General features: G+C 47.7%; 12 protein-coding genes. 8 read left to right on the top strand and 4 right to left on the bottom strand.

Going from position 1 to position 15137, the window contains the following annotated elements; translation table 11 throughout:
* Nucleotides 1–25: 25 nt before the first annotated feature.
* Complete coding sequence (locus HRU79_06260) at nt 26–796, top strand: hypothetical protein (protein QOJ26273.1); 771 nt, start codon at nt 26–28, stop codon at nt 794–796.
* Between the two features lie 544 nt (nt 797–1340).
* Entirely contained in the window at nt 1341–2987 is a 1647-nt protein-coding gene (locus HRU79_06255) for a hypothetical protein (GenBank protein ID QOJ26272.1), read from the top strand.
* Nucleotides 2988–3011: 24 nt separating this feature from the next.
* Here HRU79_06255 and HRU79_06250 read toward each other — a convergent pair whose 3' ends face one another.
* Genes HRU79_06250 through HRU79_06240 form a run of 3 tightly spaced genes read right to left on the bottom strand, consistent with a single transcriptional unit; the run spans nt 3012 to nt 6124 of the window.
* A complete protein-coding gene (locus tag HRU79_06250; GenBank protein ID QOJ26271.1) occupies nt 3012–3866 on the bottom strand; it encodes an Omp28 family outer membrane lipoprotein in 855 nt (284 codons plus the stop codon).
* 34 nt (nt 3867–3900) lie between these two features.
* Nucleotides 3901–5577, bottom strand: coding sequence for a hypothetical protein (locus tag HRU79_06245; GenBank protein QOJ26270.1), 1677 nt, complete (start codon nt 5575–5577; stop codon nt 3901–3903).
* Between the two features lie 43 nt (nt 5578–5620).
* Nucleotides 5621–6124, bottom strand: a complete 504-nt coding sequence (locus HRU79_06240) for a TlpA family protein disulfide reductase (GenBank protein ID QOJ26269.1) — start codon at nt 6122–6124, stop codon at nt 5621–5623.
* Between the two features lie 108 nt (nt 6125–6232).
* On the opposite strand from HRU79_06240, the gene HRU79_06235 reads away from it, so the two are divergent.
* The 4 genes from HRU79_06235 to HRU79_06220 all read left to right on the top strand — a co-directional run bounded on the left by HRU79_06235 (nt 6233) and on the right by HRU79_06220 (nt 11090).
* Entirely contained in the window at nt 6233–6943 is a 711-nt protein-coding gene (locus HRU79_06235) for a hypothetical protein (protein ID QOJ26268.1), read from the top strand.
* A gap of 113 nt (nt 6944–7056) precedes the next feature.
* Entirely contained in the window at nt 7057–8865 is a 1809-nt protein-coding gene (locus HRU79_06230; protein QOJ26267.1) for a DUF2723 domain-containing protein, read from the top strand.
* Nucleotides 8866–8902: 37 nt separating this feature from the next.
* Nucleotides 8903–10291, top strand: a complete 1389-nt coding sequence (locus HRU79_06225) for an OmpA family protein (GenBank protein QOJ26266.1) — start codon at nt 8903–8905, stop codon at nt 10289–10291.
* Between the two features lie 76 nt (nt 10292–10367).
* Nucleotides 10368–11090 carry a ribonuclease H-like domain-containing protein gene (locus HRU79_06220; protein QOJ26265.1) on the top strand — a complete coding sequence of 241 codons (723 nt, stop codon included), beginning with the start codon at nt 10368–10370 and terminating at the stop codon, nt 11088–11090.
* A gap of 10 nt (nt 11091–11100) precedes the next feature.
* On the opposite strand, the gene HRU79_06215 is transcribed toward HRU79_06220, so the two are convergent.
* Nucleotides 11101–11979 (bottom strand): YihY/virulence factor BrkB family protein, encoded by an 879-nt coding sequence (locus HRU79_06215; GenBank protein ID QOJ26264.1) that lies wholly within the window; start codon nt 11977–11979, stop codon nt 11101–11103.
* A 25-nt stretch (nt 11980–12004) separates the two neighbouring features.
* On the opposite strand from HRU79_06215, the gene HRU79_06210 reads away from it, so the two are divergent.
* Both HRU79_06210 and HRU79_06205 read left to right on the top strand, forming a co-directional pair.
* Nucleotides 12005–13078, top strand: coding sequence for an Ig-like domain-containing protein (locus tag HRU79_06210; GenBank protein ID QOJ26263.1), 1074 nt, complete (start codon nt 12005–12007; stop codon nt 13076–13078).
* A 25-nt stretch (nt 13079–13103) separates the two neighbouring features.
* Nucleotides 13104–15137: a PQQ-dependent sugar dehydrogenase gene (locus tag HRU79_06205; protein ID QOJ26262.1), complete on the top strand. Its 2034-nt coding sequence runs from the start codon at nt 13104–13106 to the stop codon at nt 15135–15137.

Raw genomic sequence — 15137 nt, 5'->3', positions numbered from 1 at the left:
TCCGTCTTTACAATCTTACAATGTTATGAAGTCATTTAAATTTTCAGTAGCTCTGGCAGCCTTCATCGTACTCGGTTACACCGGATTTGCCCAGCAGCCAACCGTACAACAACTGATTATTCAAGTTTCGAAGGGCTGGCAGGCCGATGCTAAGAAGGCCTTACCTGACCTGCTTTTAGACAAACCCGACGATCCTGCCGTGATGTTCCTTCACGCAACCCTGGTTGATGATCCCAAGCGGGCTTTACCGCTGTATGAACGCATCATTGAACGCTTTTCCGGCAATGAATGGGCTGACGATGCTCTTTTACGGCTCATTATTTTTTACACCGTCCAAAAAGAACAAACCAAATCAGTAAAATACTTCCAGCAGTTCCGTCAGCTCTACCCACAGAGCGAGCTGCTCCCTGTTGCGTACGATATTATGCGGATGACTGTTGGATCTCCGCCTGCCGAATCATCAGCAACCGAAAAACGTGTCAGCGCCAACACGCACAGCCAGGCTGCCACTGCACCCGTCACTACTCCCCCGCTTGCCTCGATTGAAACAATTACCACCCACCCGTACACCATTGCTATCACCACCACGCCCGATAAGGCTGAAGCCCAGAAATTAGTAACAAAGTACACCAGTAAGAATCTGAAGGTAAACATGGCCGAAAAGTGGATTAAGGGTAAACGCAACTACGTGGTCCAGGTTGGCTGGTACATTAGCGAGGTAGCCGCAGCCGCCGATATCGATGCAGTAAGAAAGGTATGCAACTGCAAGCCCATCGTTACCAGACGTATGCCGTAGGTAAGGGCAGGTGGTTGAAAGAACGTGTGGACGACTGAATGGGACAGGCTGACGAGTATGAAACTCCACCACCCCAGCCATTGGCTGTAATAGTAAAAATTGATATTTGTTACAGATAATCAGGTTAGGAATCATCAGCATTATTCCGTTGCGTTTCCGTATGTCGTCCACTGATTACTGGTGGAATCGTGTGCGGCCAGATGCTACACTTCTGTCCGCATAGCCACAAGCGGGTTTGTTATGATCTCTGACGTTATTATTCCGCAGCAGCATATCAGAAGAGAACCCATGGACTCTGAGGGTAGCACGGTGGTGTGTCCGATTATGTTCAAACGGCCGTAATAACAGACTCAGGTTGGCTGTCACGATTGAAGCATTGAGCAGGATTTTCTTAACCAGTACTCAGTTCGTTTTGAGTTGCTATAGTCGTATCAGGACAATTAACATCGGAATCACCGCTGTAATACCCCTGACCACGCATCTCTGCTGCTTTAATTGACGTATTTTTAAACTTTGAACCCGTATCAAAGCCCCTTGCATCCCAATGACTCGTTTTTTTTATTTGTTCGTGTTTGCCACCCTTCTTGCACAGCTGGGCCTGGCACAAAACGCAGACGTCCATTCTGAACGAGTGTCGGCCGACATGCAGATGCTTCGCTCTATTAACAGTTCTTCCACTATTGGCAGTATGGCAGTATGGCCACAGAGTATTTACACATTAACGGAGTTGGCAAACGATACTGCGTCGGCTTTTGCCTCATACATTACCGACTACTACGGAGTTGCACTGTTTTCACCGATCTCCGGAATTGGGGCTGACCAAAATTCAAACAGATCCCGATTCAGGGTGTATGATTATTCAGACAGCATAGCACGTTTAACCATTGATGCCGCAGTTCAAATCCAGCCCGGGTATCTGAGCACTTCCACAGCAACCAGCTCCTATCTGCTCGCAACTCCAAGTATGCGTTTTATTGGATCACTGAACAAACATTTGGGATACTTTTTAGACCTGAGTAATGGCGTCAGGCTCTCTGGCGATCCGGTTCTGATTGCAAAGGCGAACCCTGTCCTGGGACGGATTACCAAGTTCATGGTGGAAGACTCAAGCTTTTTCGATCAGTACATCGGCTATGTACAATACCAGGATGAAACGATGCGAATTCGGTTTGGACGCGAAGCCCTGCAGTTTGGCTTTTCACCAATCGACAACCTTGTACACAGTATTCAGGCTCCGATGCTTGACGGATTGCTTATCGATGTTCCCTTCTCGTCAGTCCGTTTTACAATGACGCACAGTGCGGCCAACGGCACTGATACAGCGGGCGGCGCTGTGCCTGGCAAGTACGTTGCAACGCACCGTTTGGCATTCGACCCTGCTCCCTGGATCTCGGTTGCCGTGAACGACATGATTGTGTATTGGGGCCGCGGAATTGATTTTGCCTATCTCAATCCTCTGGCATTTTTCGTATCAGCCGGACTAAGCACCGCTGAGAGAAATGCTACAGACAACAGCATGTTGTCATTCGACATTGCTGTACGTCCGGTTAACGGAACCATGCTTTACGGTTCGATTTTTTTTGATGACTTAAACTATTCTACAATAACCGATACTTCCTTTAACGGTAATACCAACAAGTGGGCGTGGCAGATAGGAGCAAGCCACGTTATTTCGTTTGACCGTACAACCACCTCATTACTGACAGCCGAGTACGTGCACCTGGATCCGTTTACATATAGTCACCGCAGCATGAATGCTTCTTATACGTCATTTCAGACGCCACTGGGATACAACATGCAACCCAACAGCGACCGTCTTGCTCTGCAATACAAGGTCTGGTTTACTCCGCGTACCTCAATACGTCTGGACGTTGATTACACCCGGCACGGCGAGAACATTCTTGACAGTACCGGCAACATCGTAATGGGCCCCAATCCGCGATTTCCGGGTGCCATCTCTCCGATTGGTAATGTTGGGGGCGATATTTTACGAGGTGACGGCGATGACCTGCAGGGTAATCGCTTCCTTAGGGGTAATATCAGTTATCAGCGACGAATCAATGTTTGGTTCACGGCAGAATGGATGCCAAATATTTTTACGGATGTTATCGCAGGATACGTAAACCGAAACGGCGGTAATACTCCGGAGCAGTTTGTCTCTGCGGCACTTCAGGTGCGTCTGGGTTATTAAAAAAGCTGGAATTGTTGTAACCCGTCACTTTGACGTAAGCTTTGTTTTTACTACCTGAACTACATTCTTTGTAGTACCATATCGGTGAACAAAAACTACCAGTTCGCAATTGTCCGGATTCCACGTTTTCCCGTCGGGGAAGGTATAGTTTATCTGCTTTGTAATCGTAGTACCCTTTGCTACCGGAGTTGCCGACAACTGTTCACCCCACGTTCCGTTTAGCGTTCCGCGAAGAACATGCTCAAACTTGTAATTGGTAACGTGCGACGGGCTAACCCGATAATCAGTCTGGTCACCCACAAGTCCGTTTTCGATGATCCACGCACAAAGGTAGTAATCTTCGGTACCGTCTGCCAGATACTGAACATCAACCGCCAGTGACACCGATTTGCTGGTACTATTCCACGTTGGTGACGCTTTAATGTCAAGAAGTGGCGACTTTGCCAGTAAATCAACAGTTACCGGAGCCCAGTTATCCTTACTCTGAATAAACTTACCGTTATACGTTGTCCTGTTCACCAGCCCATTCGGATTACCTGCCCGACTGATTCTAAACGTCTTATCAAGCTCTTCGCCTTCCGGACAAGCCCAGTTTGTTGGGTATTCAGGTGGAATCTGAGTTGCAAACGGTCCGGCGTGAACCGCAACAACAATCACACGATCGCTACCATACGTTGTTTGAATCTGGTGAGCAACATCAGCGGCTTCCGGACAATTGCCACATGTATGACCTGTATAGTCTTCAATTAACACATTTTGTTTAACGTCTTGTCCGGTATCTGTGGGTTCTTGTGGAGCCTGAATCGGGTTATCAATGATGTTGCATGACCAAAGTGTCAGAGACAGAACTGCGACCAAGAGAAATGGTAATAATTTCATAACGTTTTTTTCTGCAATGTTATAAACAACTCAATCAGAAGGTGTAGGTTACTCCAAGGTTGAAACCATTCGATGCAGGTACCGGACGGCAAATACCACCTACGCACAGTAAACCGCCTCGTACGCGTCCGTAGCCCGTTTGGATACGCAGAGCGTCCTTCACATAGGCTACACTGGCATTGGGGTAGTGTACTTTCAGCTCATCATTGGTATTCCCGTAATTGTATTCATCGAACACGGTAAAGAACCACCCCGGGCTTATTGAGTATTCTGCCAGGACCATGGCCCAATCTCCATTCTGAAGCGCCAGCTGAGCCCCTTCCTCATGTTTAACACCCATCCACTGTAACTCGGTACGAATTGCCTGTCCTTTGCCAACCTTAAACCATAATTCGGTAACAACAAAGTTTACGCCTATCACACCATACTTCGTCTCGTTAATGGCGGCTCTTCGTTCAATAACGTCCTGGTCATACTTCACATTAACATAGGACAGAAGAACTTTAAAATCTTTTCCGAATTTTCGTTGAACCTCGAAATTCAGGTCTTGGTAAAACACCCGATCTGCCCAGCCGAACCGTGCATCGTAGTGATACTGATCGGTGCGTGTAGTATCCAGGGCATGGATAACACTTGCATTAACGGAAAAATTGGTTTCATCGCCACCAAGAAACGATCCCTTTGGAATCGTAAACGTAACATCACCCTGCACACCGAACTCGCCCGTTGGCTGGGTTGCATACGGATACAACGTGATCAGGCGCCATGTATGTTGTTTTGTTAACGCAGGCAGATAGTTCACAGTTTGTGCCAGCCCCGTTGCAGTCCTGTCGCTCCGAAAATCCATATTATCAATCCTCTTTGCCGCAGCGCTAACACCAATCCCCGGAACAGCCCACGATGCGTTTATGTATTGAGCATCGCCCGGGTTGAAAGATCCCTCGTTTGTGGCACCAGGATCATTGATTTTATGGGCATATTCAAATTCCACTTGAAAGTTACTAACGATAACATTCGTGCGTGCCGACCATGCCATGACGTTTTCAGGCAGATTAAGAAACGGGTTTTGATCAGCCTGATAACGGCTAACCAGACTGCCTCCCACTGTTGCAAGCATACCGTCGGGAAGAATCCCGCCACCCAGTTCATCCAGGGCAATATTGATATCGGCACCGCGCAGAATCCCTTCACTCAGGTCAAAAAACGATCGCTGGCGTCCCATAAAACCCGTTAACTCGATGCCGTCTGTTGGCCTGAACTTCAGCCGCAAGCCATCTATCGAGTTATCAAATCCCAGATTGCGTTCTTCGTATAAGCGTAGCACCATGCCACTGCCAAACTGCTCATAAAAGTTCCCGGCGGTAAGATCAAAGTAATCATCTGAGTACCGAATAAACCGATAGGGCAGTCCTATTCCTGTGCCCTCTCCGGTTGTTCCATAGCGCGGGTCGATGCCCAGCAGCGGGTTCTGGTAGGATTCAAAGCGTACACCGGCGCTAAACTTGCCCTTGTTGAAAAGGATATTAACAAATGTGTTTGACAACATCTGCTCGGCCACCTTCGGTGCACCAATAAGGCTGTCTTCCTGATAGGTTTGAATATCGGTTTGCACCGAACCGCTGATCACCCCAACATTGTCGATAGAATAACCCTGCGCCATCAGGTTTACCGAAATCAGTGCAGTACAAACAAGGCGTAACACAATTTTCACGCTTCCCTCATCCAATGGTTGGTAAACAGGAAATGACGGTGGATTAATCTGCTTTAGAGAGTTTTAACAGCTCAGCTTCCATTTCTTCTTCGTCACCCGGAGCAAACGCACTATGCTGCCACACAATCTTTCCGTCTTTAATGATAAACGTATGCGGCACATTGTTTACGTTCATGGCCCTTTTTAAGTCGCTGTTTTCGTCAATCACTACCTCGAACGGCCAGTTGCGTCCCTTGACAAATGCCGGTACTTTTCGGGCATTTCTGCTGTCATCAATCGAAACGGCAATCAGCCGAACGCCTGTTTTTGCCTGCCAGTCTGCATATAGGCCTGAATAGGTTTGTAGTTCTATCAAACATGGCTTACACCATGTAGCCCAAAAGCTTACAACCAGCAATGAGTCGCCTCTCCATGACCCGCTTTGTACGGATTCACCCGAGACAGCCTTTAGCTTTACATCAGGCAGCGTCGATACGTCAGACGTTTCCTGTCCACGTAACCCTGCAAACGCACCAATACAGACCAACCAAACGATGAAGATTTTCATAAAATCCTATTGAGGTGTAACTAATAAAAAAAGATCAACTCGTACACTCTGCACAACAATGTGTGTAATTTTAAAACCGTACTCAGTTGCACATAGGACGCACAAATTATGAAACGTATTCTACTCGTTGTTCTTGCCTTATTCACAATCATACAGCTAAAAGTTTCAGCTCAGGCCACATTTTACATTGAGTGGACCGATCCGGCCACGATTACCGTACCATCGGGAACTACAACGATTAAACGCAATGGGGTTATTCATAACAACAGCAATACCCTGAAGCAGCTCTTATTCCGGGGTGACATTTCAAAGATCGTCGACGGTCATAACGCAGCTTTTTGTTTCGGAGATTTATGTTACTTTCAGTATCCCGACGATGATCCGTACGAACGCGACCCACAGCAGTTGTATCCGGGAGGATCGCTGCCGGTTTATTCATTGCTGAACAACTACGGTACTGACGGTACCAGCATAGCCTGGTATGAGCTGTTCGATAAAAACAATCCTAACGACAAAATCGAGTTTACGATTACCTACGTTATCGGCAAGCCGGCTTCGGTACGGGAAGCTTCAGAAATCGGCATAAACGTAAGCCCCCTTCCGGCTTCGGATATTGTTCACATTACGTCTTCCGACAATTCCCTGATTCGTTCAATTGATGTGTACACTACCGGTGGCGTGCGTGTTCGCACGTATGGTGTATCCGGTACGGCCGTTACAACCATACCAATATCAACACTCGCTGCCGGTAACTATCGGTTTGTATTTACGATGACCAACGGCTCGATGGCTCAGGCACCTCTGAGCATCGTCCGCTAAACCATAAACTTTACACCTATTCCCGGCAACCATGGTATTGGTGGCCGGTACCTCGTATTTTGCACGTTCTGAAGATGTGATTTTATCAACTCACACGGTAAGAACCGATTAACGTGCAAAAGTTTGCCTTACGCTTTGCTCCAATCATTGCCGGTGTTGTTACGTTTTGTCTGTACGTCCTAACACAGGCTCCCGGATTAATGTACACCGATACCGGTGAATTAGCTGCTGCCGCCTATACGTGGGGGGTAGCGCATCCCACCGGATATCCACTCTTTACGTTGGTAGCACATGTGTGGACGCTTCTGCCATGGCCTTCGGTAATAGGTGGTTTAAATATCCTTGCTGCCATATTTGTTGCTGCAGGCGTCGGCCTCTTTTGCCGGATGCTTCAGGTGCTTCCGTTTCCCAAAGCAACAGACTCGCACATTCCTCTGGCCGTTGCTCTGCTTCTGGGCACCAGCACAATTGTGTGGGGGCAAAGCACCGCTATCGAAGTGTATAGTCTTCACTTCCTTCTTGTAATAGGCACACTCAGCGCAACCCTGCGCTCGCGAAATGAGGATGGTTTGGAGTGGACGGTCGTTGCCGGTTTTATGTTCGGCCTATGCCTTACAAACCACGTAAGTTCTGTTTTTTTAGCACCCGGTTTGCTTTTATTATGGTGGAAGGGGGCTTTGCAATGGCGTCCACTTGCCGCCCTCTTCGTCCCGGTTATCCTGTGTTTATCCTTGTATGCCCTTATGCCTCTGCGCAGCAGCAGTCTCCCACCGATTAACTGGGGGTGGGTACATCGCAGCTGGGATGCCTTCTTATACCACGTTAAAGGAACTCAGTTCAGCGTTTGGATGTTTTCTGATAATGCCGTGATGAAGGCCAATGCCAACGTCTTTCTGAAACTGGCATCGCATGCGCTGCTCTGGGCTGGCTGGATTCCTGCCCTGCTGGGTGTGGTTTCGTTAGTAAAAGGACAACGCCGGATGATGACGGGATTACTGGTTGTTGCCTTGGGCAACCTGGCCATAACACTGGGATACGGAATTCATGATATTGACTCTTACTTTCTGCCGTCAATTATCATCTTGTTTGTTTTTTGCGCCATCGGACTTCACCGTCTTCTCTCTGCACAGTCAGCAACCAGGACCCTTGGGTTATTGTTACTGCCGTGTGGGGCACTTGTAATGAACTACTCATCGATGAATTACCGTGCGCATACAAGTGTACCGGAATATGCCAACTTCACATGGGACCACCTGGAGCCGAATGCTGTTTTTATCACCCGGCAGTGGGACTTCTTGTGCTCGGCTATGTGGTACCAGCAGGTTGTTGAAGGCAAGCGCCCGGATGTAACCATTATCGACAAGGAGTTACTCCGCCGCACGTGGTACATCCCCCACCTACAGCACCTGTACCCGGCAACGATGCTAAAGGTTGAACGCCAGGCCGCTGAATACCAAACCTGGCTGGCATCGTTCGAAGATGACTCCGAAAAGTTTATGAGGAATCCGCGCAACTCATCAGAAATTCAGACGCGGTTTATTTCCCTGCTTAATGCCATTCTGGATAGTAACAACCAGCATCCTCTGTATATAACTCCCGAAATACTGAACGAAGAACCTGGCTTCGCGCCCGGATATATTGCCATTCCCGTTGGTCCGATGTACAGACTAACACGCGATACTACTCTCCGTGTAAGAACTCAGGATACCAGACTGCCATCAATGGCAAACACTATGAAAAACTACCATGAACGCCTTGATAGCTCTCTCCGTGAAACATTGATGGGAATTCTGGCTGCTGACGCCATTTATACGGTTCAGGTACTCAAGGACTCTGCGTATGGATACAATCTTCGTGATCTTACAATTTCTTTCGACCCCGACAGCCGGATCAGCAGAACACTACAATCACGTCTGCCGTAGGGTACTCATTACCTCAATAATCTAGTGGACAATCTACATGGTTAGAACCGTACACATTCTACTCTCTGTCTGCCTGGCTGTTTTAACCGTAGCCGGATGCAGTTCATTCATGGGTGAACCTGCTGCCAAAGCCGATGCTACACCACCTCCCGGGTACAATCCGATTTTCCTCAAGCAGGTTGTCCCCATGCCGCCCACGGCACCTCCTAAGGCAACTGCTCAGATCACAGGAATCGATACCAGAAATTCCCAAAAGGTTGTTGTTACTCTGCACGTTGCTGACAGTCTGGGAACATACTTTAGCCAAACCGATCCATCGTCACTGAAAAAACTAATCTGCAAAGTCACAGAAAAAATCGGCAACGAAGAAATTCCAATTCAAAAGTTTACAATTCGGCAACGAACGGAATCGGATCCCGTACAGTATGCAATTGCCCTGGTTATGGATAATAGCGGATCCATGGGCGATCCAAGAGCCAGAACTGTCCAGGATGCTGCCGAGATTCTGATTAAGAAGAAACAGCAGACCGATGCACTTGCACTGGTCAGATACGACCATAAAGTGCAGATTGAAGCCCCTTTGCAAGAAAGTTCAGAAAGCTTATTATCTCTCCATCGTAAGAATGGCCTGTTCGGTTTTGGTGGTGGTACCGCCATTTTGGACGGTACGGGTGAGGCGATTGCGCATTTGAACTCGTTTGCATCTCCATCTGCAATTAAAGCTGTTGTAGTTTTTACCGACGGACAGGAAAACTCGAGCAAAGCCACGCAGACGGATGTAATTAAGCAAGCATTGAAGTCCAACACCCCGGTATATGCTGTTGACTTTGGCGCCGGTGTTAACGAAGGTTATATGGAAGGGTTGGCACGTGCAACTGGCGGCTACTACTGGCACATTTACCGGACATCCGAGTTTCCTGATCTGTTCGAAGACATCTATCGAAGGTTACGTAACGGCTATGTGATAGAGTTCACTCCCACCACCTATGGTAATCACACTGTAAACATTACTCTCTGCTGGGGCTCCGATACCTTGCAGGCATCAGGCACATACAACAACACACCTGACCTTGGAACGGTAGTCTTGCTTGATGTGTATTTTGACACGGGCAAGTCAGTTCTAAAGCCCGAGAGCAGGAGAGCAATTGCCAACGTTGCCGGTATCATGAAGGCGCTCCCCGAGGTAGCCATTGAGTTACGCGGGCATACAGACTCAACAAATAATACCAAGGACTCACAATTTAATCTGAAGCTTTCGCAGCAGCGAGCAGAAGCTGTGAAGGATGCCCTTGTTAAATCGGGCATCGAAGCTGGGAGAATTACTGCAAAAGGTTTTGGTGATACGATGCCCGTTAGCAGCAATGCCACTGAAGAAGGCCGCGCACGTAACCGAAGAACTGAGTTTGTTTTTCTGAAAGCCCCGTAGTCACAGATAGTCGGCAGGCCATACATTTGTCGTACCTAACACAACAGTTTAACCAACCTCCTTTGTTGGCACCATCATGCTTGCATTTGACATTGAAACCATTGGGCATCCTCTGGAGTATTTTGATCCCGTCCAGCAGGAATACCTGTTGCGATCGGCAAAAACCGATGAAGAGAAAGCCCAGAAGATTAACGAGTTTGCGTTAAGCCCCTTTACCGGAAGAATCGTTACCATTGGAATGAGTATGGTTAAGGAGACTCCCGATGGGACCATGACCACACAAGATGTAGCGTACATGGTTGATCCGTCAATGGGACGGGATGAACAACGACGGGAACACCGCCTGGAGTCTGGCGCAACGGCATACGTTAGCAGCGAAGAGATGATGTTACAAAGCTGGTGGCGTCTTCTCGCAAAGCAGCCTGACCTGCACCTGATCAGTTTCAACGGCCGCGGCTTTGATGCACCATGGCTGATGCTGCGCAGTGCAGTGCTGGGTATCAGACCATCACGAAACCTGATGGACGGAACCCGGTTTTCCTACAGTCATCACACTGACTTGCTCGATAAACTTACGTTTTACAATCGTACGTCGGTCGGTGCTACCCGGATGTTCAATTTTGACTTTTTTGCCAAATCGTTTGGGATTGAATCACCGAAAGCGGCAGGAGTTGACGGATCGAAAGTTGCTGATTTGTTTGCCAACGGCCAATACGACGATATTGCCGAATACTGCTTACGGGATGTTCGCGCTACACTACAGCTTTATCAGAAATGGGAACAACTTTTAAAATACTGAGCCATTTGTACTACACGTCAGGTGCTTTGTTAAGAGTCAGTCGCGTATGAATATATTGTGCAAGCTCTGCTGATACCAGAAATATCAGCGATGAGTAATAAAACCAGAGTGCAAGTGAGGCTATTGCCAAAAAGCCACCGTAAAACTTGCTCAACGTAGTTGCACTATTCACATACCACGTAAATACAACACGTGCAATCTCCCAAAGCACAACGGCGAACCCGGTACTGAACAGCACCACGCGCCACGGCAACCGGGCATTGGGAACTGCCTTATAGAGTACCAGAAAGAGTACCGACGTTACCGCCATACTGATAACCCGCATGCTGATCGCATGCAGCCACAACCAATTATAGGCCGTCAGTACCTCGAACCACCAGTGCTCCAGCAGCGACAGCAGTGGCAAAACAATCGTTGTGGCAATAACCAGCACAGTTACAACCAGTGTAAGCAGAAGGTCCTTTATCTTATAAACAATAAAAAAACGTGGTGTAGGTGCATGAAAAATGGCATTTAAACCCGTGCGCATTGAACCAAACAGTGCACTTGCAAGCCAAATCAGTGCAAAACCGGCAATCCAGCCCGCAATATTGCTATAGTTAAATACAACTCCAAGCTCATGAACTACCACAGTGGTTGCCTCTGCCGCCTTCGTATTCTCCGGCAGGAGCTGTTGCAGCACCTCGGTCACCACCGCCTTTGTTGACTCTGCATCAAGCAGATTACTGGCCACCGCAATTGCCAGCAGGATCATCGGTATCATGCATAGCAACTGGTTGAACGCAATACCTGCAGCCAGCAGGAAGATGTGGCGCTTCTCGGTAATAGAGAAAAACTCCACCAGCATATCCCACCAATGCCGAAAAGTGTGCTTCCAATTGCTGTCCATATTCGTAATAATGCTAAATTAGAACGTGTTTATTCACTATTCGCTTATTCTTGTGATCGTGCTGAGTGGCTGCGCTCTTAAAATTGCTCCCTCAGGTGGTCCTGCCAATACTGCTCCAACCCGGGTACTCGAAGTATTTCCTGCATCCGGCTCGGTAAATCAGGAGCAACCTGAAATCCGGTTTGTTTTTGATGACTATGTGGACAGGTCCATTCGGAATAGCATTACCGTAATGCCGAAAACGCCGTTTGTAACAACGTACGACGGTGACGCCATTTCAATTTCATTTAGCCAGCAGCTTCTGCCATCCACCACGTATTCCGTAACGCTGGGAACTTCATGGCGCAACCTTCGTGGCATTGAACCAACTCAGGCAACAACAATTATTTTTAGCACCGGACCGGTCATCGACACCGGAACTATTAGCGGACGTGTTGTTGCGGAAAATCTGTCCAACCTGGTTGTTGCTGCGTTCCCACGGGCAGACACTCTTGACTCTGCCTTTAACAGCATGAAAGCCATAGCCCCCTACCAAATTCAGATAGGCTCCGACGGCACATTCTCGATTAAGGGGCTTGCCAATGGCTTATTCAGAGTTCTTGCATTTAACGATTCTAATATGAATGGCTTACCGGATTTCACGGAGCAGTTTGGCATTGCATCTGGAGATGTTTCCGTTACGCAGGAACATACAGACTCGCTGCTGATTGTTGTAGGCCCTGCCCCTGCCGACACAACTGTAAGCCTGGAAACACCGATACATGCAGATTCAGCCAATCCGGATATTCGTCTTGGTTCAGTACGTGGTGAATTCACATCACATCGAATTACAAACTATACTTACGTTGCACGTATCCACTCCGTTTCCAACAAAATTGTTCGAACGGTGAAACTGATTTCCGGGAATACCTGGTATGCAGATTCGCTTGCACCCGGAGATTACATCATTGATGTGTTTGAGGATAGAAACGGAAATGCCAGCTACGACTACGGATCTCATTACCCGTTTGTTCACTCAGAACCTTTTTTTAAGACGAACATTCTTGTTACTATTCGCCCCCGCTGGACTACTGAGGGTGTTTTGGTTTCTATCGAGTAATTTCTTTATTATCCTTACTTTTTAAATGTTAAAATCACTTACTGTTGCCCTTGCTGTTATTCTTGTTGTACTTGTTCAAACATCTTCCGCGGCTAACTCAACCTACACACTGGTAACCGTTGCCACCGGATACACCATCCCTTGGGAAATCAAGGAAGGCCCCGACGGATGGCTCTGGGCTACCGAACGTATTGGCTACTGTACACGTACCAATCTCGAAACCGGTGAGCGTGATACAATTCTGGACCTTCATGACAAAGTTCTTCTGGTAAAAGAAACCGGAATGCTTGGATTTTGCTTTCATCCCAACTTTGCAGATACACCCTGGGTGTATGTATCGTGGATCGGCGGTACCGAAGAACACCCCGTACGGGTGGTAGAGCGCTATATCTACGAACAGAATGTTCTTACAAATCCAATGGAAGTATTTCGGCTGGAGCCCGCAGCCACGATGCATCAGGGTACACGATTGTTTATTGATGATAACAGAAAGCTGTGGATAACCGGTGGCGATATGCCACGTACATGGCTTGCTTTGGAAGATGACGTTATCGAAGGGAAGATTCATCGGGTAAATCTGGATGGGTCGGTACCGGCCGACAATCCGGTCCCGGGCAACTCTATGTGGTCAAAAGGGCATCGTAACGTTCAGGGATTTGTTATTCTTCCGAACGGTAACATCTGGGCAAGCGAACATGGTAATGCTATAGAAGATGAAATTAACTTCATTGTAAAAGGCGGCAACTACGGCTGGCCTATGGTAGAAGGTCCGTGCGATGAAGACGATGAGATTGAATACTGTGACTCCGCCAATGTGTTGCCACCCCGGTGGAGTACCGGTGATGTGACCTGGGCGCCAGGCGGAATGGATTATTACAATGCTGACAGGTTTGCCGAGCTGAAGAATTGCCTTATCCAGGTCTATCTGAAGGGAAGCATGATGCAGTTTTTGAAGCTTAACGATGAGGGGACAGAAATTCAGAGCCACTTTGAGGTATTCTCTAATAGTGTGGGACGTCTCCGTGATATCGCTGTTACTAAGGACGGAAGAATCTTTGTTTGTACCAGTAATAAGGAAGCAATGGGACAGCCTCCATTTCCGCTGTCACACGATGACAGGGTTTTGGAACTTGTTTCGATACCGGATACCACTCCTGCTGAATTCATCATTCCCGATACTGTATTTATTTCGGCTACACCGGGGTTCACTCGAAAAGTTGATGTGCCTGTCATTAATACGGGCACCGGTACAATTCACATTAACTATGTCTGGAATCTTATACAACCTACAGCAGATATCCTTCATTCGATGCAGTGGTTATTTCCGGTCCATGTTTTGCCTCTTGATACAACATATATTCCTCTCGAGTTTGCGCCCCCTGATACCGGACGGTATATCCAAACTATTCGTATTGGTTATGGAGAGGGACAGAGCGATTCTGTTGTACTTGTTGGTACAACAAATTCAGGTGTAGCCACACCGGTTGCTGATACTGTTGAGTTGTATTTCAGCGGATACAAGGATACAACTGTAAGACTACCGTTTATTGTAGTTGGCTCGGCACCGGTTTCAGTTACTGGCACGTTTGTACACAACACGCAACGCAAGGTTAATATTCATGTTACCGAAGTAGATACCGGATCGTTTATTCCCGGCGATACCATTTGGGTGAGTGCAGTGCTCCAGTTTCAGGATACAGCCAGATCCAGTGCAAAAGTTTCGTTAATAACAGATAGCTACACATCTCCGCCAGTAACTGTTATTACGCGGTTAAACCCGTCGGGTGTTTATGAATATCAGCCTGCTCATGCATTACTTACTGTTTACCCTAATCCATTTTCAGAAAGCTTGAATGTGCTGATACCCGACGAGTTCAGGGGAGGAACTCTAACGATTTCAAGCTTATCAGGGAAGCAACTCTATAGCACTACTGTTTACTCGGGTGCTGTCGAATTACCGTTTACCGGCGGTACTCTGGGTTCTGTTCTTCCGGGAGCATACGCCATACGCATTACCTCGCACCACGGAGTTGCCTCTGCTGTAGTGATCAAGTACTAA

Source organism: Ignavibacteria bacterium (genome assembly GCA_015709655.1).
Classification (GTDB): Bacteria; Bacteroidota; Ignavibacteria; order Kapaibacteriales; family Kapaibacteriaceae; genus OLB6.
The sequence above is the reverse complement of the archived record's forward strand: the minus strand, read 5'-3'. Positions and strand labels throughout refer to the sequence as shown.